This is a genomic window from Stenotrophomonas sp. 116085_Sma (assembly GCF_056479585.1).
Genome location: NZ_CM151057.1, coordinates 602426 through 620086 on the forward strand (window position 1 = coordinate 602426; position 17661 = coordinate 620086).

Consider the following 17661-nt stretch of genomic DNA (forward strand, 5'->3'; position numbering starts at 1 on the left):
GCCTTTTGAAATAAATACGGTCAAACGATCGTATTTATCGGTCTGTGAAGGCGCAATAACCTGTGTCCATTCCTTCCGAGGTGCCTCCCCATGCACACCACGATCGCTCCTGTTTCTTCGCTGGCCCCGTATGGCGCCACCCTGCTGCGCCTGGCCCTGGGCGTGCTGTTCCTGGTCCACGCGCTGACCAAGCTGCTGGTGTTCACCCCGGCCGGAACCGCCGCGTTCTTCGAGTCGATCGGCCTGCCCGGCGTGTTCGGCTACGTAACCATTGCGGTCGAGCTGGCGATCACCGCCGCGCTGCTGCTGGGCATCTACGCGCGCTGGGTCGGCCTGGTCGGCGTGCCCCTGTTGCTGGGCACCATCGTCACCGTGCACGGCGCCAATGGCTTCAGCTTCGCCAACGTCGGCGGTGGCTGGGAATACCCGGCCTTCTGGGCGCTGGCGCTGGTGGTGCTGTTCCTGATCGGCGATGGCAAGTGGACCCTGCGTTCGCGCTGATCGCCGCCTGATCCTGCAACTGGAGAATTCCATGTCCCGCCTGCCTTCGTTGTACATCTCGCATGGTTCGCCGATGACCGCCCTGCATCCGGGCCAGGTCGGTGTGCGCCTTGCCGAGCTGGCGCAGGATCTGCCAACCCCGCGCGCCATCGTGATGGCCTCGGCGCACTGGCTGGGCCGGCAGCCGCTGGTCGGCGCGCATCCGCAGCCGCCGACCATCCACGACTTCGGTGGCTTCCCGCGCGCGCTGTTCGAACTGCAGTACCCGGCGCCGGGTGATCCGGCACTGGCCGAAGAAGTGGCCGGCCGCATCGCCGCCGCCGGCCTGCCGGTGGCCATCGACCCGCAGCGTGGCCTCGACCACGGCGCGTGGGTGCCGCTGCGCTTGCTGCGCCCGCAGGCCGATGTCCCGGTGGTGCCGCTGTCGATCCAGCCGCTGCTTGGCCCCGAGCATCAGTTCGCGCTGGGCCGTGCATTGGCGCCGCTGCGCGAGCAGGGCGTGCTGTTGGTCGGCTCGGGCAGCATCACCCACAACCTGCACGACTGGGGCGACTACCAGGACGGCAAGGAAGCGCCTTACGTGCGCCCCTTCATCGAGTGGGTGGAGCAGCGGCTGGCCGCCGACGACCGCCAGGCGCTGCTCGACTATCGCCGCCAGGCGCCGTTTGCCGAGCGTGCGCACCCGACCGACGAGCACCTGCTGCCGCTGTTCTTCGCGATGGGCGCGGCGGGCGAGGGCGGCTTCGGTGCACGTCGCATCGATGCCGGCATCGACGCCGGTTTCCTGGCCATGGACCTGTACCGCTTCGATGGAGCGGCATGAGCCGGGGCTGACGCCGGGCCATCCCCGTCGTCGCGCCTGCAGCCGCATGTGGTAGTTTTTTCCGGGTTTCCGGCGCTGGCTCCCGAGCCGCCCCCCGCGCCGCTTCCTGGAAGAAGCATGCATACCATTGAAGTCGTCCTGGCGATGCTGGTAGCCGTTGTCGCCAGCGGCTACCTGGTTCGCGTCCTGCCGTTCTCGTTGCCGCTGCCGCTGGTGCAGATCGGCCTGGGCGCGGTCATCGCCGGGGTGTTCAACCGCGGCCACGCGCTGGAGCCGGAAGTGTTCTTCCTGCTGTTCCTGCCGCCGCTGCTGTTCCTGGATGGCTGGCGCATTCCCAAGCAGGGCCTGTTCCGCGACAAGGGCGCGATCCTCGAACTGGCATTCGGCCTGGTGGTATTCACCGTGATCGGCGCCGGCTTCCTGATCCACTGGCTGATTCCGGTGATGCCGCTGGCGGTGTGCTTCGCACTGGCGGCGATCGTGTCGCCCACCGATCCGGTGGCAGTCGGTGCGATCGCCTCCAAGGCACCGATTCCGAAGCGGCTGATGCACATCCTGGAAGGCGAGTCGCTGCTCAACGATGCGTCCGGCCTGGTCTGCTTCCGCTTCGCAGTGGCGGCGGTGATGACCGGCACCTTCTCGCTGGCCACGGCGTCGCTGACCTTCGTATGGGTGGCGGTGGCCGGCCTGGCGGTGGGCGTGGCGGTCACTTTGGGTGTGTCCACGTTCCAGCGCTGGCTGTGGCGCCGTTTCGGTGAAGAGCCCGGCGCGGCGATGCTGGTCAACCTGCTCATCCCGTTCGCGGCCTACCTGTTGGCCGAAGAAATCCATGCCTCGGGCATTCTCGCCGCGGTCGCCGCCGGCATCGCGATGAGCTACGTGGAGCTGACCGGCCGCGTCTCCGGCAGCATGCGCGTGCAGCGCGCCGGGGTCTGGAACATGCTGCAGTTCAGCTTCAACGGCATCATGTTCGTGCTGCTGGGCGAGCAGCTGCCGGGCATCGTCGAACGTGCCACCACCACCATGAACGAAAGCGGCCACCAGAGCGCGTGGTGGCTGCTGGTGTACGTGGTGGTGATCAACCTGGCACTGATCACGCTGCGCCTGCTGTGGGTGTGGCTGTCGCTGCGCTGGAACCTGCTGCGTGCGCGGCGCCGCGGCCTGGAGCGCGGCGAGGCGCCGAACTGGCGCATCGTGGTGGCGACCTCGGTGGCCGGCGTGCGCGGTGCGATCACCCTGGCCGGTGTGTTGACCCTGCCGCTGTTCCTGCCCGATGGCAGCGCGTTCCCGGCGCGTGACCTGGTGATCTTCCTGGCCGCGTCGGTGATCCTGTTCTCGCTGCTGGGCGCCAGCATCGCGCTGCCGCAGCTGCTGAAGGGCCTGCAGCTGCCGGCCGATTCGGGCGAGCGCAAGGAAGAGGACCTGGCGCGCCGGCTGTCGTCGAAGGCCGCGCTGGCCGGGGTCGAGCGCATGCGCCAGCAGCTGGTGATGAACCAGAATACCGAGAACGTGCAGCTGTACAACGACGCTGCGTCGCGGGTGAGCCTGCTGTACCAGCGCCACCTGGAGCGCGACAGTGATGGGCCCGACGTGGACCCGGAGAAGGTGCGGCGCATGGAGATGGGCTACCGCCAGCTGCGCAGCGCCGGCCTCAATGCCGAGCGCGAGGAACTGTTCCGGCTGACCCGGCGCGGGGTGATCTCCGATGAGATCTCGCGGCGCCTGATCCGCAACCTGGACCTGCTGGAATCGCGCAAGCGCGAGTGATGCCCGGGCCGGGCCGTGCTGGCGCCGATGCGGATCCGGCCTTGGAATGTAGAGCCGAGCCTATGCTCGGCTGCTGTTGCTTCAGGCGTCATGAACCCGGAACGAAAAGCAGCCGAGCATGGGCTCGGCTCTACATGCCGGTGCTGCTTACTCCGGCTTCTGGTCCAGGAAATACGCCTCGACCTTGCCCTTGACCTTGATGGTCATCGGGTTGCCGCGGCGGTCGCGGGCCTTGCCGGCCTGCACGCGGATCCAGCCTTCGCTGATCGAGTATTCCTCGACGTTGTCGCGCTCGACGTCGTTGAAACGCACGCCGACGCCACGCTCCAGCGCCTGCGCATCATGGAAGGGGCTGGCCGGGTTGATCGCCAGGTGGTCGGGAGGGGTATCGCTCATCGCTTCATTCACAGTGACGGCCACCAAGGCCGGCTTCAGCGGCACAGGATAAACCGTAGAATGCCGGCCTGCCCCAGAGGAAGTTCCGCCATGCCCGACAACAGCGACTATTTCGATTTCGAGGAAGACATCCACGACTTCGACGAAGATGGCTTCGAGGCGCGGGTCTGGAACCTGCTGGTACTGATCAACCCGGGCGACGAGGAACTGGCCCTGCAGCAGTTCAACCGCTGGCGCGAGCATCTGGCCGAGGACGGGCAGCCGCTGGAAGCGGACAGCGACTGGCTGCCGGCCCTGTTCACGGCCATTGCCTGGCAGTCCGGTTTCGAGGTGGAACGTGATGACCTGGAATCGCTGCAGTCGGCGGTGAACGAGCTGTCGGCGCGCTTCAACCTGCAGCTGGACTGGGGCGGCGACCTGGACGACGAGGACTTCGCCGAAGGCCTGGACGGCGTGCAGCTGATGTCCACCGCCTTCGACCGCCTGCGCGAGCACAACTACACGCTGTGGAGCGTGGATGCCGGCAGCGACGGCTTCACCGGGGTGATGGCATTGACCCGCGACGACGACGCGATGCTGGCGCTGTGCTCGCTGCTGAACGTGGAAATCCGGCTGGGCAGCGACCCGTTCTGAGCAGGACGGCAGCGCTGCGCATGTAGAGCCGAGCCCGCGCCCGGCTGCAGTCCGTTCTCTTGTAGAGCCGAGCCCATGCTCGGCTGCAGTCCGCGTAGAGCAGCCGAGCGTGGGCTCGGCTCTACAGGAGGCAAACGGCAGCCTGCCTACGGCCGGTACTGCGCCCTGGCGTTTGCAATCACGGCTTTGACAAGGTCACGGTCGGCGTGCCGGGAAATGGCCCGCGCACCGAGCGCGATTGCCTGCGCGCGCAGCTCGGCGGTGACATCGTAGTGGGCACCGCTGGCCTTGTTCTGGAAGGCCCGCAGGGGAATGCCGAGCTGCGCCGCCATGGCGTGCAGCTCGGGCAGGGTGTCGGCCATCAGGTGCGCCCAGCGCTGTCCGCGCCAGGGATGCACCGCGTCATCGACGTAGACCGTCACGGCCGCGGCCGGTTCAGGCCTGCGGCTTGCTGTCGCTGTCAGCGGCCGGGGTGGCCTTGGCATCGGCAGCAGCTTCAACCACGTCACCTTCGGCGGCCTCGGCGGCTTCGCCTTCCTCGCCTTCAGCAGCGTCGACGCCTTCGAACTCGGCAACCAGCTTGTCCAGGTACTCGTCAGCGGTCTGGCCGGACTCTTCGGCCAGGGTGTCCAGCAGCTTCTGCAGCAGTTCGGAATATTCCAGGTTGACCTTGCGGCCTTCCTTCTCCTGCACGTTGGACAGGTGCTTGAGCATGGCCAGCATCGGCACCGGGTTCTCGGCGTTGCCCATGGTCTGGCCGCCGATGGCCAGCAGCCACTCACGGCCCTGCAGGCCGATGGCGGCGACCACCTGGCCGTCTTCGCTGGTCAGCACGGCATGGTTCTGCACCTGCTGCTGGGCGTTCAGGCGCAGGAACGGGCGCTTGGCCTGCTGCTTCTTGCGCTTGTCGCGCTTGGCCTTGGAGTTCTGGGACATGGGGTGGAATCACCTGGAAACGGAAAGACCGCCATTGTAGCGGGTGCGCCGGGTGATGCCCCTGGTGGGTGCGGACCTTGGTCCGCACGCTTTCCCGGATGTGCGGACCAAGGTCCGCACCCACCGTCTACTTTGCCTCACCCTGCGCGGCCTGCACATCCGGGTCGACGGTCGGCGCCGACAGCCCCACCTGCGGGCCGGCACCGGCCAGGGCGGCCTCCTCGGCGGCCTTGGTCATCACTACGATGCTGATGCGGCGGTTGATCGGGTTCTGCGGGTCGGCCTTGTCGAACAGTACGGACGAGGACAGGCCGACCACGCGGGTGATCTTGCTGTCATCCAGGCCGCCGTCCACCAGTGCGCGCCGTGCGGCGTTGGCACGATCGGCGCTCAGTTCCCAGTTGCCATAGCCGCGTGTGGCCGAATAGGCGGTGATGTCGGTGTGGCCGGTCAGGCTGATCCGGTTCGGCACATGGTTCAGGTACTCGGCCAGCTCGTGCAGGATCTGCTGCGTGTACGGCTTCAGCGTGGCACTGCCAAGGTCGAACATGGGCCGGTTCTGCTTGTCCACGATCTGGATGCGCAGGCCCTCCGGGGTCAGGTCCAGCAGCAGCTGGTCCTTGAACGGTTCCAGCGCCTGGCTCTTGCTGATCGCTTCCTGCAGCTCCTTCATCAGCTGTTCCAGCTGCTGCTTGTCGCGCTGCTGCTGGTCCACCGGCTGCGGCACGGCCTCCTTCTGGTTCTGGAAGGGATCGTTGCTGCTGCCGCGCGAGATGTCGGTGGCACCGCCCAGCTTGATCATCGAAGTACTGGCGCCGCCCGGTCCGGCCATGCCGGGTGCAGGCGTGGCGTTCTGGCCACTCAGCGGGCTGGGGTTGCGGAAGTACTCGGAAATGGCCGCACGGTCGTTCTTGTTGGTGGTGGCCATCAGCCACAGCACCAGGAAGAACGCCATCATCGCGGTCACGAAGTCAGCGTAGGCCACCTTCCACGAGCCGCCGTGATGGGCGGCGTGGCCGGCCTTCTTGACCCGGCGGACGATGACAGTGGGCTTGTTCTCGGCCATGGCTCACTTGACCGTCTTCAGGTGCTGCTCGAAATCGGAGAAGGCCGGGCGCACGTTCGACGGCAGCGTCTTGCGGGCAAACTCCAGCGCGATCTTCGGGTTGTAGCCGCGCAGGCAGGCCAGCAGGGCGGTCTTGACCGATTCGTAGATGCGGCTGTCCTGTTCGGCGCGGGCTTCCATGGCCGCCGCCATCGGGCCGACGAAGCCATAGCCCAGCAGGATGCCGAGGAAGGTGCCGACCAGCGCACCGGCGACGTGGCCGCCCACTTCGACGATGTCGCCGCCGATCGAGCCCATGGTGATGACGATGCCCAGCACCGCCGCCACGATGCCGAAACCGGGCAATCCGTCGGCGACCTTGGTCAGCACCTGCGACGGCGCCATGGCTTCTGCATGGTGCTTTTCCAGCTCCAGTTCCAGCAGCGGTTCCAGCTCGTGCGGCTCGATGTTGCTGCCGATCATCAGGCGCAGGCAGTCGGTGATGAAGTCGATCAGGTGATGGTCGGCCTGCACCTTGGGATAGTTCCCGAACAGCGCGCTCTCGGCTGGACGCTCGACATGGTCTTCCAGTGCCATGAAGCCTTCGCGGCGCGCCTTGTTCAGCAGCTCATAGAGCAGGCTGAGGACGTCGATGTAGTCCTGCTGCTTGTAGCGGGGGCCCTTGAACACGCCCACCATGGCCTGCAGGGTCTGCTTGACCGTCTTGGCGGGGGTGCCGACCAGGAAGGCGCCGAGTGCGGCGCCGCCGATGATGACCAGTTCGTAGGGTTGCCAGAGGGCACCCAGGCGGCCGTGGGCACCGAGGTAGCCCCCGATCACGCTGATGATGACGACCAGGAATCCAACGATGATGAGCATGGGGCGACGCAAGGAGAGGGGATATCTCCTTGTCGGCCCGTCGCCTGGTTTTCTGAAGAGGGAATTCTGTGAAATCGGTCAGCGGGATGTTTCAGCCCGCCACGCCGGCTTCAGCGCCGCCGCGCTGCAGCGGATCGGGCCAGGGCTCGCCATTGCCGGTGAACGAAAGTGAGACGGAGTTCAGGCAGTGGCGCTCGTAGGTCGGCGGCGGGCCGTCCGGGAACACGTGGCCCAGGTGGCTGCCGCAGCGCGCGCAGGTGATCTCGGTGCGGACCATGCCGTGGCTGGTATCGCGGATCTCGCGCACATGCGCCGGGTCGAACGGCGCGAAGAAGCTGGGCCAGCCAGTGCCGGAATCGAACTTGGTACTGGAGCGGAACAGCGGCAGCGCGCACAGCCGGCAGCAGTAGACGCCCTCGCGCTTGTTGTCCAGGAACACGCCGCAGAACGGAGCCTCGGTGCCGTGCTGCAGCAGCACGCGGCGCTCTTCGCTGCTGAGGCCGGCGACCAGCGCCTCGGTCTGGGTGGCAGTGGGGGGCGTCAGGTCGAAGGCGGTCATGGGGGCGCTCCGTGGGGGGTGATGGCCTGGGGATGCGGGAAAACGTGGGGGTGATGGCGCGACCTTGCAAGTGTGATGGCCGTTCATGGCGGGCACACGGGGGCAGGCGCATGGTGAAGACGATCCACGCCGGAGCGTGCCATGAAATCGCCCCTTCCCTTGTTGTTGCTGGCCCTGCTGCCTGCGTTGGCGCTGGCCCAGGTGCCGACCGCCGATCCCACCGCCACCCGCAGCACCACCACCGTGGCGCCCGCCCCGGTGCCACCGCCGCCACAGGCCGCGCGCCCGCAGCCGCAGGTATTGCCCTCGCCGCAGCCGGCGCAGCCGATCAAGTCCACCGGGCCGGCCCAGGTCGCGCCGACGCCGGTACCGAAGCCGGCCGACAAGGTCTACGACCGCAACGGTCGCATCATTCCCGGCGTGCGCCCGGCCGGTCCCAACCGCGTGTTCGATTCGCGCACCGGGCGTTATCTCGACAGCGTGCCGCAGGGCGACGGCCAGCAGATCCGGTAAGGCCGCGCTACGCCCGGCGGCGCAGCTGAACCCCCGAAAACAACATCCTGCCGATCACTGCTTTTTCGCCTGCGATTAACCGATCCGGGACCACCGTGGCCCTGCGTCGGCATTCCGCCGCCGCATGTCCTTCGTCCACTGGATCGCGATCATGAAAAACCAGCAGAACCGTCATCCCGGCAAGGAACCGCAGGGCCGCAACCCGCAACAGCAGCAACAGCAGCAACAGATGGAGCCGCAGCAGCCGCACAAGGGCGGCAGGCAGCAGGAGCAGCGTTCGCAGAAGCACCCGCAGCAGCGCTGACGGAATCGGGGTCAGAGCCCGCGTTGCGGGATCTGACCCCTCGCATCCCCCGGCCGGGGTCGGATCCCGCGCAGCGGGCTCTGACCCCACCCCGGCCGGCTCAATCGGGAATCGGCAGGCTCAGCGTCTCCTTCACCTCTTCCATCACGATGTAGCTCTTCGACTCACGTACATGCGGCAGCGTCAGCAGCGTGCTGCCCAGCAGCTTGCGGTAGGAGGCCATCTCGCTGATCCGTGCCTTCAGCAGGTAATCGAAGTCGCCCGAGACCAGGTGGCACTCCAGCACGTTGGGCAGCTTCAGGGCGGCGCGGCGGAATTCCTCGAAGATGTCGCCGGACTTGTAGGCCAAGCTGATCTCCACGAACACCAGCAGGCTGGCCTTCACCGCGGCCGGGTCCAGATGAGCGTGATAGCCGGTGATCACCCCTTCGCGCTCCAGCCGGCGCACGCGCTCGGTGCAGGGGGTAGTGGACAGGCCGACCCGCTCACCCAGTTCGGTGAAGGAGATGCGGCCTTCGGCCTGCAGGATGCGCAGGATCTTGCGGTCGATCTTGTCCAGTTCGCGGGTACGGGTGGCCATGGCCGTCAACCTTGCGGAATGAATTGCAGGAGAACATCCTGCCGGTCTATTGCAAATCAGGCAAATCTACTGGTATCGGCTGTCTATACTTCCCCAATTATGGTCCCGGCACGCTCCAGTGCAGGGAATGATCGGGTTGGAGAAGTCCCATGCGAGTCCTAGTTCTCGGCAGCGGCGTGATCGGCACCACCAGTGCCTGGTACCTGCGACAGGCCGGGTTTGAAGTCACGGTCATCGACCGCCAGCCCGGCCCGGCGCTGGAGACCAGCTTCGCCAACGCCGGCCAGCTGTCGTTCGGCTACACCTCGCCGTGGGCGGCCCCGGGCGTGCCGAAGAAGGCGATCGGCTGGTTGTTCGAGAAACATGCACCGCTGGCGATCCGCCCGGGCATGGACCTGGCCCAGTACCGCTGGCTGTGGCAGATGCTGCGCAACTGTACCCACGAGCGCTATGCGATCAACAAGGCGCGCATGGTGCGCATGTCCGAGTACAGCCGTGACTGCTTGAACGAGCTGCGCGCGCAGGTCGGCATCGAATTCGAAGGCCGCGACCTGGGCACCACCCAGCTGTTCCGCACCCAGCAGCAGCTGGACGCCTCGGCGCAGGACATCGAGATCCTGGCCCAGTACGGCGTGCCATACGAGGTGCTGGACCGTGCCGGCATCATCCAGGCCGAACCGGCCCTGGCCCACGTCGATGGCCTGGTCGGCGCGCTGCGCCTGCCGCGCGACCAGACCGGCGACTGCCAGCTGTTCACCCGCCGCCTGGCGCAGATGTGCGTCGATGCCGGCGTCGAGTTCCGCTTCGACCAGGACATCACCGGGCTGGAGTTCGACGGCGACCGCATCACCGGCGTGCGCATCGACGGCAAGCTGGAAACCGCCGACCGCTTCGTGGTTGCACTGGGCAGCTACTCGCCGGCGCTGGTCGCGCCGCTGGGCATGCGCCTGCCGGTGTACCCGCTGAAGGGCTACTCGCTGACCCTGCCGATCACCGACCCGGCGATGGCGCCCACGTCGACCATCCTCGACGAGAGCTACAAGGTGGCAGTGACCCGTTTCGACGACCGCATCCGCGTCGGTGGCATGGCCGAAGTGGCCGGCTTCGACCTGTCGTTGTCGCAGCGCCGCCGCGAGACGCTGGAGCTGGTGGTCAGCGACCTGTACCCGAAGGGTGGCGACCTGTCGCGCGCGCAGTTCTGGACCGGCCTGCGCCCGGCCACGCCGGATGGCACGCCGGTAATCGGCGCCACGCCGTTCCGCAACCTGTACCTCAACACCGGCCACGGCACGCTGGGCTGGACCATGGCCTGCGGTTCGGGTCGCTACCTGGCCGACCTGATGAGCGCGCGCCAGCCGCAGATCAGCACCGAAGGCCTGGATATTTTCCGCTACGGCCAGTACGGTCACGCGCCGCAACACGAGAACCGCACATGCGTCCTGCCCGCGCGCTGATCGATCTGGGCGCTCTGCGCAGCAACTACCGGCTCGCCCGTGAACTGGGCGGTGGCAAGGCCCTGGCGATCATCAAGGCCGATGCCTATGGGCATGGCGCGGTGCGCTGTGCCCAGGCGCTGGAGGATGAGGCCGATGGCTTCGGCGTGGCCACCATCGAAGAAGCGCTGGAACTGCGCCAGGCCGGCATCCGTGCGCCGATCCTGCTGCTGGAGGGCATTTTCGAACCCAGCGACATGGCGTTGGTGGCCGAGCATGATTTCTGGTTCGCCGTCGGTTCGCCGTGGCAGCTGGAGGCCGTGGCCGCCTTCGACAGCCCCCGCCCGTTGACGGTGTGGCTGAAGCTGGACAGCGGCATGCATCGCCTAGGCCTGGACGTGGACAGCTTCCGCGCGGCGCACGCGCGCCTGTCGGCGCTGCCGCAGGTCGAGCGCATCGTGCTGATGACCCACCTGGCGCGCGCCGACGAGCTGGACAGCGAACGCACCCACGAACAGGCGGCGACGTTCGCGCGCGCCATCGACGGCCTGCACGGCGAGACCAGCGTCTGCAACTCGCCGGCGCTGCTGGGCTGGCCGGACGTGCGCAGTGACTGGGTGCGCCCGGGCCTGATGCTGTATGGCGCAAATCCGCTGCCGGACGACACCACGCTGACCGAGCGCCTGCGCCCGGTGATGACGATGCAGTCGAAGGTGATCGCCGAACGCTGGATCGAAGCGGGTGAGCCGGTGGGTTATGGCGCGCGCTTCGTGGCCAAGGCGCGCACCCGCGTGGGTGTGGTTGCACTCGGCTATGCCGACGGTTATCCGCAGTTTGCCCCGAACGGCACGCCGGTGCTGATCGACGGCCAGCCCGGCACGCTGATCGGCCGCGTGTCGATGGACATGCTGACGGTGGACCTGACCGCGCATCCGCAGGCCGCGGTGGGCAGCGTGGTGGAACTGTGGGGCAGTGCGCCGACGTTGGCGGAACTGGCGCCGCGATGCGGCGTGAGCGCGTACCAGCTGCCGTGCGCGGTCAAGCGCGTGGCGAAGGTGTACGTGTAGAGCCGAGCCTACGCTCGGCTCCGGGAACGTGTGTCGACCAAGGTCGACACCTACCGGTGGGTCGCGTTGCCGGGCATTGCTGCGCAGCCCGGTGGGGCGCGTCGCCCGGCATTACCGCGCAGCGGTGGCCTGGCTGGCCAGCTGGCGCTTCACCCAGTCATCAATCAGGCGCTTCTCGTAGCGCAGCGGATCGCTGTTGGTCAGCAACCCACTGCCCTGCAGGTAGCCGGAGTCGCTCAGGCGGGCGTCGCCTTCGCTCACAATACGGCCGTCGGCGTCCTTCAACGTGTACTGCAGGGTGATGCGGGGCGGGTAGATATCGCGCATCACGCGGATGTCGCGCGCACGCGGGCCGTGCCACGGCTCGTAGTCACCGGCACGCTTGATGTCGACCAGGGTCACATCGAGTGTCTGTCCGGGCTGCAGCGGTTTGGCGGCGGTGGTCTGCAGGTAGCGGGCCAGCTGCTGTACCCAGTCACCGCGTTCGGCCTCGAAGCGGTTGGTGCTCTGGCGGATCTCGGTGAACTTGGCCGGATCCTCCCATTTCACGCTGACCGGGCCATTGGCCTGCAACGCACGCGGGGCTTCCGGATCGGTCACCGCGCGTGGCGCAGCATGGGCGCCGCCTGCCACAAGGGCACTGGCCAGCAGAAGGGCGGCAGCAAGTGAGCGGTTCATGACGGTCTCCTGCATCCCCTGAGGGGGACGATATTGATTACGGATCGAGTGTGATCCCGCTCCCGGGCAACGGCAATGGCCGAATGCGTCATACACAAGAGTGGTTGCCGCCAATTCATCGTCGTCAACCCTGACTGACGGCGCTTGACGCTGTGAATACGCTCTCTGGAACATGCTGTGTTTCCAATCCGGCCCGTCCAGACGCCCTTGTCCACACTGCCGCCCCTAGTGGAGCGCCCACCGATGATGGTGCCGGCGCCCGAACCCGACCTGCATCATGGCGTGCTTGAGCGCATCAACGCCGGTTTCTGCGTGATCCAGGTGCTGTTCGAAGGTGACCGCGCGGTGGACTACCGTTTCATCGAGGTCAACGACGCCTTCGAGCGCCATACCGGATTGAAGGACGCACGCGGTCAGCGCATGACGGCGCTGGAGCCGCACCACGAGCAGGACTGGTTCCGCATCTACGGCGAGGTCGCACGCAGCGGCCGGCCGGCGCAGTTCGAGATGGAGGCACGAGCGCTGGGCCGCTCCTTCGCGGTCGACGCGGTGCGGGTGGGGCGACCGGGAGAAGACAAGGTCGGCATCCTGTTCTTCGACATCACCGCGCGCAAGCAGATGGAAGTGGAGCTGGGTGAAAGCGAAGCCCGCTTCAGCGCACTGGCCGATGGCCTGCCGATGCCGGTATGGGTACTCGACGAGCGCGGCCACGCCCGCTTCGTCAACAGCGCCTTCAGCGAATTCTTCGGTGGCGATGAAACGCGCGTTCCGGAAGATGTATGGCGCGGCCTGGTGCACCCGGATGATGCGTCCGTATTCGAGTACGAGCTGCAGGAAGCACTGAAGGCGCAGCGTTCGATGCATGCGCTGGTACGCGCGCGCCGCGCCGACGGCCAATGGCGCTGGCTGGAGATGAACGCGCGCCCGCGCTTCTCGCGCATGGGCCGCTTCATCGGCCTGGCCGGCAGCAGTCCGGACGTGACCGAACGCCGCGAGATCGAACTGGCACGCGAGGAGCTGCTGCAGTCCGAGCGCGCCGCGCGCAGTGCCGCCGAGAACATGGCGCGGTTGAAGGACGAATTCCTGGCCACGCTGTCGCACGAGCTGCGCACGCCGCTGACCACCATCCTCGGTTGGAGCGAACTGCTGCTGCAGCGGGTGGACAACACCAGCCCGCTGTACAAGGGCTTGAACGTGATCGCCAACAGCGCCGGCGCGCAGAAGCGGCTGATCTCGGACATGCTCGACCTCAGCAGCATGCTGCTGGGCAAGGTACAGCTGGAAGTGGAAATGCTGGATCTGCGCACGCTGCTGGGCGAGGCCATCGGCGCGCAGGAACTGGTGGCCGAGGGCAAGGCGCTGGACGTGCACCTGCAGCTGCCCGAGCAGCCAAGCCCCGTGCTCGGCGATGCCACTCGCCTGCAGCAGGTGTTCTGGAACCTGCTGTCGAACGCGATCAAGTTCACCCCGGCCGAAGGCCGCATCGACGTGCAGTTGCAGGCCGACGGCAACCACTGGGTGATTACGGTGAGCGATACCGGTGATGGCATCGCACCGGAGTTCCTCAACCACCTGTTCAGCCGCGTCCGCCAGGCCGATGGCACCACCACGCGCCGCCATGGCGGCCTCGGCCTGGGCCTGGCGATCGTGCAGCAGCTGGTTGAACTGCACGGCGGCACCGTTGCCGCCGCCAGCGAGGGCCATGGCCACGGCGCCACGTTCACCGTGCGCCTGCCGCAGCACCTGCCGGATGCCGAGCGCCGGCCGCTGCGCGAAGTCATCAGCGGGCCGATCCTGGAGCCGGTGATCGTCGAGCCGTATCCGCTGCGGGGCATGCACGTGTTGGCGGTGGAAGACCAGCCGGAGGTGCTGGAGTACCTGCGGCGCATGCTGGAAGAGCAGGGCGCCAGCGTGTCGGCGGCCAGTTCGGCCGGCGAGGCACTGGCACTGCTGGCCGACACCGGCCATCTGCAGTACCACGTGATGCTGACCGACATCGGCATGCCGGGCATGGATGGCTACGGGCTGGTACGCACGCTGCGCGAGGACATGGGCGTGGATGCCGCAACACTGCCCGCGGTGGCGGTGACCGCACTGGCGCGTGCCGATGATCGGCGCCGCGCGCTGGCCTCGGGCTTCCAGGAGCACGTCGCCAAGCCGTACTCGGTGGCGCAGCTGGTGGCTGCCGTACGCAAGGTGCAGGTGCCGCGCGCGGACAGCGCGCTGCACTGAACATTCACGGCCGATTGGCGAACCTGCAATCAGGAGGTCGCCGATGTCCCGTATTGCTCCCCGCATCCATACCGATCCGGCGCAGATCGCGCGCCTCGAAGCCCTGCTGCCGCAGCTGGAGGGCGAAACGCAGGTGGAACTGACCCTGCACGACGGCCGGCGCCTGCTCGGCACGGTGGCGGTGAAGCCGACCGTGCAGCAGTACCGCAATGACGCCGGCGATGAAGGCAGCAACGGCCAGTTGCGCCTGGATGACTACGACACGCCGGTGCAGCAGCACCATGTGTGGCTGGACGAGATCGCCAGCGTCAACCGTCTGCCACCCAGGGCGCCTTGATCGGATGTAGAGCCGAGCCCACGCTCGGCTGCGCCGTCACCCGAGCGTGGGCTCGGGCGCTACACCGGTGCATCAATGCTCGAACAACGTCGGCGTCGCCTCGAACCGCCGCGCATAGGCGCGTTCCTCCGCGACCCGGGCCACCTCGTCGTCGGCCAGGTCCGGCGCACCATACACTGCATAGGCCACGCTGCCATCGGCGCCATGGCCGACCTGGTGCAGCCGGTAGCGTGAGTGGCCGCCGCCGGTGTCCTCGGGGTAGTGCACGGGCGGATGGCTGCCTTCCAGGTCCATTTCACTGTTGTCGACCACGCCACCGACGAACAAGGCTCGCATGCAGGTTCTCCTGGGTTTCCGGGGGAGCCTCTACCCTGAACGTTCCAATGTTGCTGGCGGATCAAGGCCCCGTTCGGGTTTCGCAAAGCGGCCTGGCGGGGCCGGCCCGGCCAAGCCGGTACAATGGACGGCCCTCACGCTTGAAGTACCCGCGCCGATGGCCTCCAGCGACGACGCCCCCCTGCAGACCCTGTTCCTGCCGTTCTCCCAAGGTGCCCTGCGCTGGCCGGAGGGCCCGGTGGCCTTCCTGCGTGCCCGCGATGGCTGGCCGCTGCGAGAAGTGGCCGGCAACCGCGAGCTGCACTGCGAGCAGAGTTTTGCCCCGTTCGCGCAGCCGCTGCAGCAGGCCGCCGGCTGGACCGTCAGCGGCCAGCTGGACGATGCCGCAGGCAAGGGCCGCTACCCGCTGGTGCTGGTGCTGCCGCCGCGCCAGCGCGAAGAAGCCCGCGCGCTGTTCGCCCGCGCGCTGGCGCTGGTCGCCGACGGCGGCCGCATCGTCGCCTGCCAATCCAACAACGAAGGCGCGCGCTCGGGCGAGGGCGACCTCAAGCAGCTGGCCGGCCTCGGCGGCAGCCTGACCAAGAACCATTGCCGCGTGTACTGGACCGCCCCGCTGCAGGTCCAGCACGACGCCGACCTGGCCAAGCGCTGGTCGGCGCTGGACGCGGTGCGCCCGATCGTGGGTGGCCGCTTCCTCAGCCGCCCGGGCGTGTTCGCCTGGGACCGCATCGATCCCGCGTCGGCGCTGCTGGCCGAGCACCTGCCGGCCGACCTGGCCGGGCGTGCCGCCGACCTCGGCGCGGGCTACGGCTACCTGTCGCGCGAACTGCTGGAGCGTTGCCCGAAGATCACCGCGCTGGACCTGTACGAGGCCGAGCAACGTGCGTTGGCGCTGGCCGAGCTGAACCTGGCGCCGCCGCCGCGCCCGCTGCCGCTGCGCTTCCTGTGGCAGGACGTCACCGCCGGCATCGAGCCGGGCTACGACGTCATCATCAGCAATCCGCCGTTCCACACGCCGTCGCGCGCCGACCGCCCGGACATCGGCCAGCGCTTCATCGCCGTGGCCGCCCAGGCGTTGCGCCCGGGCGGGCGCCTGTACGTGGTGGCAAATCGCCACCTGCCGTACGAGCACACCCTCAACGACAGCTTCGGTGCCGTGCGCGTGATTGCCGAGCGCGATGGCTTCAAGCTGGTCGAAGCGGTGAAGGGGAAGGGCCGGTGAAGCTGGTCAAGCACATCGCCAACCTGGGCTACGGCAGCCGCAAGCAGGTGCAGTGGATGTTCCGCGAGGGACGCGTCACCGACGCCGACGGCGAGGTGCTGTACGCCGACGACCAGGTGCCACACGAGGCCATCCGTGTCGATGGCGAGCCGCTGGACCCGCCGGCCGGGTTGTCGATCGCGCTGCACAAGCCGGCCGGCTATACCTGCTCGACCAAGGACACCGGCCGCCTGATCTACGACCTGCTGCCACCGCGCTTCCGCGACCGCGATCCGGTGCTGTCCACGGTCGGCCGCCTCGACCGCGAGACCAGTGGCCTGCTGCTGCTGACCGACGACGGTGGCCTGCTGCATCGGATCATCTCGCCGAAGTCGAAGCTGCCCAAGGTCTACGAAGTGGAGCTGAGCGACGACCTGCGCGGCGACGAAGTGGCGCTGTTCGCCAGCGGCACGCTGATGCTGGAGTCCGAGAAGACGCCCCTGCTGCCGGCTGAACTGGAAGTGCTGGATGTGCGCCGCGCGCGCCTTGTGCTGCACGAAGGCCGCTACCATCAGGTACGCCGCATGTTCGCCGCCACCGGCAACCACGTGCAGGCCCTGCATCGCAGCCGCGTCGGCGGGCTGGACCTGCAGGGGCTGGACGAGGGGCAATGGCGGCAGCTCACTTCCACCGACCTGGATACGCTGTTCGCTCCATGACCAACATTGCTGCGCTGCCGTTCCTCCCCGACGCCGTCATCTTTGACATGGACGGCTTGATGATCGACAGCGAGCGGGTCTCGCTGGCCTGCTGGAGCCAGGCCGCCGACGAGTTCGGACTGGGCCTGGATGAAACGGTGTTCCTGCGCATGGTCGGCCTCGGTGATCGCGACACGCACGCGCTGCTGCGTGCGCAGGGCATCGAGGACAGCGTGATCGAGGCGGTGGCCGCGCGCTGCCACGAGCTGTATGAAGCACGCACGCAGACCGGCCTGCCCTTGCGGCCGGGCATCCTGGAGCTGCTGGAATTGCTGAAGGCGCATGCGGTTCCGCGCGCGGTGGCGACCACTACGCGGCAGCCACGGGCCAACCGCAAGCTGGCGGCGGCCGGACTGCTGCCGTACTTCGATGCGGTGATCACCAGTGGCGACGTGGCGCGGCCGAAGCCGGCGCCGGACATCTATCTGCTGGCCGCGCAGCGGCTGGGGCAGGCGCCGGAGCGGTGCCTGGCGCTGGAGGATTCGCCGGCGGGTACGCGTGCGGCACTGGCGGCCGGCATGACGGTGATCCAGGTGCCGGACCTGGTGCATCCGGATGAAGAGTTGCGTGCCCTGGGCCACCGCATCGTTGGATCGCTGGTGGACGCGCACGCATTGCTGGTGCCGTTGTTGCCGAAGTAACGGTGGGTGCCAACCGCCTCTGAGGGTGGGTGCCGACCGTTG

22 protein-coding genes are annotated in these 17661 nt (G+C 67.7%); 13 read left to right on the forward strand and 9 right to left on the reverse strand.

The features are described from left to right. Positions 1-90 precede the first annotated feature (90 nt). The 3 genes from ACZK0Z_RS02710 to ACZK0Z_RS02720 all read left to right on the forward strand — a co-directional run bounded on the left by ACZK0Z_RS02710 (position 91) and on the right by ACZK0Z_RS02720 (position 3091). The gene (locus tag ACZK0Z_RS02710) at positions 91-501 is read left to right on the forward strand and encodes a DoxX family protein (protein WP_049432350.1); all 411 of its coding nucleotides are present in this window, start codon (positions 91-93) and stop codon (positions 499-501) included. A 31-nt stretch (positions 502-532) separates the two neighbouring features. Further along, positions 533-1324 carry a dioxygenase family protein gene (locus ACZK0Z_RS02715; RefSeq protein WP_049432347.1) on the forward strand — a complete coding sequence of 264 codons (792 nt, stop codon included), beginning with the start codon at positions 533-535 and terminating at the stop codon, positions 1322-1324. 117 nt (positions 1325-1441) lie between these two features. Further along, positions 1442-3091: a Na+/H+ antiporter gene (locus ACZK0Z_RS02720; protein ID WP_049432345.1), complete on the forward strand. Its 1650-nt coding sequence runs from the start codon at positions 1442-1444 to the stop codon at positions 3089-3091. Between the two features lie 147 nt (positions 3092-3238). On the opposite strand, the gene ACZK0Z_RS02725 is transcribed toward ACZK0Z_RS02720, so the two are convergent. Then, positions 3239-3487 (reverse strand): DUF3297 family protein, encoded by a 249-nt coding sequence (locus tag ACZK0Z_RS02725; protein ID WP_049432340.1) that lies wholly within the window; start codon positions 3485-3487, stop codon positions 3239-3241. A 90-nt stretch (positions 3488-3577) separates the two neighbouring features. Between ACZK0Z_RS02725 and ACZK0Z_RS02730 the strand changes: the two genes are divergently transcribed. Continuing rightward, positions 3578-4120 carry a DUF6630 family protein gene (locus ACZK0Z_RS02730; RefSeq protein ID WP_012479021.1) on the forward strand — a complete coding sequence of 181 codons (543 nt, stop codon included), beginning with the start codon at positions 3578-3580 and terminating at the stop codon, positions 4118-4120. Positions 4121-4266: 146 nt separating this feature from the next. Here the strand turns inward: ACZK0Z_RS02730 and ACZK0Z_RS02735 are convergent, their stop codons facing one another. From ACZK0Z_RS02735 to msrB, 5 genes are all read right to left on the reverse strand, one after another. Further along, on the reverse strand, positions 4267-4542 hold the full coding sequence (locus ACZK0Z_RS02735; RefSeq protein ID WP_049432338.1) for a DUF4031 domain-containing protein: 276 nt from the start codon (positions 4540-4542) through the stop codon (positions 4267-4269). A 13-nt stretch (positions 4543-4555) separates the two neighbouring features. Next, positions 4556-5056, reverse strand: coding sequence for a hypothetical protein (locus tag ACZK0Z_RS02740; RefSeq protein WP_197633013.1), 501 nt, complete (start codon positions 5054-5056; stop codon positions 4556-4558). 127 nt (positions 5057-5183) lie between these two features. Beyond that, positions 5184-6122, reverse strand: a complete 939-nt coding sequence (gene motB / locus ACZK0Z_RS02745; RefSeq protein ID WP_197633014.1) for a flagellar motor protein MotB — start codon at positions 6120-6122, stop codon at positions 5184-5186. Between the two features lie 3 nt (positions 6123-6125). Continuing rightward, complete coding sequence (gene motA, locus ACZK0Z_RS02750; RefSeq protein ID WP_005407915.1) at positions 6126-6980, reverse strand: flagellar motor stator protein MotA; 855 nt, start codon at positions 6978-6980, stop codon at positions 6126-6128. Between the two features lie 91 nt (positions 6981-7071). Next, positions 7072-7539, reverse strand: coding sequence for a peptide-methionine (R)-S-oxide reductase MsrB (gene msrB / locus ACZK0Z_RS02755; protein ID WP_049432331.1), 468 nt, complete (start codon positions 7537-7539; stop codon positions 7072-7074). Between the two features lie 141 nt (positions 7540-7680). Here msrB and ACZK0Z_RS02760 point away from each other — a divergent pair, with 141 nt between their 5' ends. Both ACZK0Z_RS02760 and ACZK0Z_RS02765 read left to right on the forward strand, forming a co-directional pair. Continuing rightward, positions 7681-8052, forward strand: coding sequence for a hypothetical protein (locus ACZK0Z_RS02760; RefSeq protein ID WP_049432324.1), 372 nt, complete (start codon positions 7681-7683; stop codon positions 8050-8052). A 124-nt stretch (positions 8053-8176) separates the two neighbouring features. Further along, positions 8177-8356 (forward strand): lana protein, encoded by a 180-nt coding sequence (locus ACZK0Z_RS02765; protein ID WP_197620151.1) that lies wholly within the window; start codon positions 8177-8179, stop codon positions 8354-8356. A 100-nt stretch (positions 8357-8456) separates the two neighbouring features. Here the strand turns inward: ACZK0Z_RS02765 and ACZK0Z_RS02770 are convergent, their stop codons facing one another. Continuing rightward, positions 8457-8936: a winged helix-turn-helix transcriptional regulator gene (locus tag ACZK0Z_RS02770; RefSeq protein ID WP_005407919.1), complete on the reverse strand. Its 480-nt coding sequence runs from the start codon at positions 8934-8936 to the stop codon at positions 8457-8459. A gap of 149 nt (positions 8937-9085) precedes the next feature. Here ACZK0Z_RS02770 and ACZK0Z_RS02775 point away from each other — a divergent pair, with 149 nt between their 5' ends. Next, complete coding sequence (locus ACZK0Z_RS02775; RefSeq protein WP_197633015.1) at positions 9086-10390, forward strand: D-amino acid dehydrogenase; 1305 nt, start codon at positions 9086-9088, stop codon at positions 10388-10390. Continuing rightward, positions 10369-11436, forward strand: coding sequence for an alanine racemase (alr, locus tag ACZK0Z_RS02780; RefSeq protein ID WP_049432321.1), 1068 nt, complete (start codon positions 10369-10371; stop codon positions 11434-11436). Before ACZK0Z_RS02775 ends, alr begins: the two co-directional genes overlap by 22 nt. A gap of 111 nt (positions 11437-11547) precedes the next feature. On the opposite strand, the gene ACZK0Z_RS02785 is transcribed toward alr, so the two are convergent. After that, complete coding sequence (locus tag ACZK0Z_RS02785; RefSeq protein WP_049432316.1) at positions 11548-12114, reverse strand: DUF3016 domain-containing protein; 567 nt, start codon at positions 12112-12114, stop codon at positions 11548-11550. Positions 12115-12357: 243 nt separating this feature from the next. Between ACZK0Z_RS02785 and ACZK0Z_RS02790 the strand changes: the two genes are divergently transcribed. After that, positions 12358-14346: an ATP-binding protein gene (locus ACZK0Z_RS02790; RefSeq protein WP_197633016.1), complete on the forward strand. Its 1989-nt coding sequence runs from the start codon at positions 12358-12360 to the stop codon at positions 14344-14346. 43 nt (positions 14347-14389) lie between these two features. Next, positions 14390-14683, forward strand: a complete 294-nt coding sequence (locus ACZK0Z_RS02795) for a DUF3247 family protein (RefSeq protein WP_049432308.1) — start codon at positions 14390-14392, stop codon at positions 14681-14683. 72 nt (positions 14684-14755) lie between these two features. Here ACZK0Z_RS02795 and ACZK0Z_RS02800 read toward each other — a convergent pair whose 3' ends face one another. Next, positions 14756-15019: a hypothetical protein gene (locus ACZK0Z_RS02800; protein ID WP_005407925.1), complete on the reverse strand. Its 264-nt coding sequence runs from the start codon at positions 15017-15019 to the stop codon at positions 14756-14758. Between the two features lie 157 nt (positions 15020-15176). On the opposite strand from ACZK0Z_RS02800, the gene ACZK0Z_RS02805 reads away from it, so the two are divergent. The 3 genes from ACZK0Z_RS02805 to ACZK0Z_RS02815 are packed head-to-tail and all read left to right on the forward strand — an operon-like array spanning position 15177 to position 17619. Next, a complete protein-coding gene (locus ACZK0Z_RS02805) occupies positions 15177-16241 on the forward strand; it encodes a class I SAM-dependent methyltransferase (protein ID WP_049432305.1) in 1065 nt (354 codons plus the stop codon). Then, positions 16238-16939 (forward strand): pseudouridine synthase, encoded by a 702-nt coding sequence (locus tag ACZK0Z_RS02810; protein WP_197633017.1) that lies wholly within the window; start codon positions 16238-16240, stop codon positions 16937-16939. The genes ACZK0Z_RS02805 and ACZK0Z_RS02810 overlap by 4 nt, the downstream gene beginning before the upstream one ends. Further along, the gene (locus tag ACZK0Z_RS02815; RefSeq protein ID WP_049432300.1) at positions 16936-17619 is read left to right on the forward strand and encodes an HAD family hydrolase; all 684 of its coding nucleotides are present in this window, start codon (positions 16936-16938) and stop codon (positions 17617-17619) included. The genes ACZK0Z_RS02810 and ACZK0Z_RS02815 overlap by 4 nt, the downstream gene beginning before the upstream one ends. Positions 17620-17661 lie beyond the last annotated feature (42 nt).

Excerpts from the sequence above, each read along its gene's own strand:
- ACZK0Z_RS02710 (WP_049432350.1), top strand. The coding sequence starts at position 91 with ATGCACACCACGATCGCTCCTGTTTCTTCGCTGGCCCCGTATGGCGCC.
- ACZK0Z_RS02715 (WP_049432347.1), top strand. The coding sequence starts at position 533 with ATGTCCCGCCTGCCTTCGTTGTACATCTCGCATGGTTCGCCGATGACC.
- ACZK0Z_RS02720 (WP_049432345.1), top strand. The coding sequence starts at position 1,442 with ATGCATACCATTGAAGTCGTCCTGGCGATGCTGGTAGCCGTTGTCGCC.
- ACZK0Z_RS02725 (WP_049432340.1), bottom strand. The coding sequence starts at position 3,487 with ATGAGCGATACCCCTCCCGACCACCTGGCGATCAACCCGGCCAGCCCC.
- ACZK0Z_RS02730 (WP_012479021.1), top strand. The coding sequence starts at position 3,578 with ATGCCCGACAACAGCGACTATTTCGATTTCGAGGAAGACATCCACGAC.
- ACZK0Z_RS02740 (WP_197633013.1), bottom strand. The coding sequence starts at position 5,056 with ATGTCCCAGAACTCCAAGGCCAAGCGCGACAAGCGCAAGAAGCAGCAG.
- motB (WP_197633014.1), bottom strand. The coding sequence starts at position 6,122 with ATGGCCGAGAACAAGCCCACTGTCATCGTCCGCCGGGTCAAGAAGGCC.
- motA (WP_005407915.1), bottom strand. The coding sequence starts at position 6,980 with ATGCTCATCATCGTTGGATTCCTGGTCGTCATCATCAGCGTGATCGGG.
- msrB (WP_049432331.1), bottom strand. The coding sequence starts at position 7,539 with ATGACCGCCTTCGACCTGACGCCCCCCACTGCCACCCAGACCGAGGCG.
- ACZK0Z_RS02760 (WP_049432324.1), top strand. The coding sequence starts at position 7,681 with ATGAAATCGCCCCTTCCCTTGTTGTTGCTGGCCCTGCTGCCTGCGTTG.
- ACZK0Z_RS02765 (WP_197620151.1), top strand. The coding sequence starts at position 8,177 with ATGTCCTTCGTCCACTGGATCGCGATCATGAAAAACCAGCAGAACCGT.
- ACZK0Z_RS02770 (WP_005407919.1), bottom strand. The coding sequence starts at position 8,936 with ATGGCCACCCGTACCCGCGAACTGGACAAGATCGACCGCAAGATCCTG.
- ACZK0Z_RS02775 (WP_197633015.1), top strand. The coding sequence starts at position 9,086 with ATGCGAGTCCTAGTTCTCGGCAGCGGCGTGATCGGCACCACCAGTGCC.
- alr (WP_049432321.1), top strand. The coding sequence starts at position 10,369 with ATGCGTCCTGCCCGCGCGCTGATCGATCTGGGCGCTCTGCGCAGCAAC.
- ACZK0Z_RS02785 (WP_049432316.1), bottom strand. The coding sequence starts at position 12,114 with ATGAACCGCTCACTTGCTGCCGCCCTTCTGCTGGCCAGTGCCCTTGTG.
- ACZK0Z_RS02790 (WP_197633016.1), top strand. The coding sequence starts at position 12,358 with ATGATGGTGCCGGCGCCCGAACCCGACCTGCATCATGGCGTGCTTGAG.
- ACZK0Z_RS02795 (WP_049432308.1), top strand. The coding sequence starts at position 14,390 with ATGTCCCGTATTGCTCCCCGCATCCATACCGATCCGGCGCAGATCGCG.
- ACZK0Z_RS02800 (WP_005407925.1), bottom strand. The coding sequence starts at position 15,019 with ATGCGAGCCTTGTTCGTCGGTGGCGTGGTCGACAACAGTGAAATGGAC.
- ACZK0Z_RS02805 (WP_049432305.1), top strand. The coding sequence starts at position 15,177 with ATGGCCTCCAGCGACGACGCCCCCCTGCAGACCCTGTTCCTGCCGTTC.
- ACZK0Z_RS02815 (WP_049432300.1), top strand. The coding sequence starts at position 16,936 with ATGACCAACATTGCTGCGCTGCCGTTCCTCCCCGACGCCGTCATCTTT.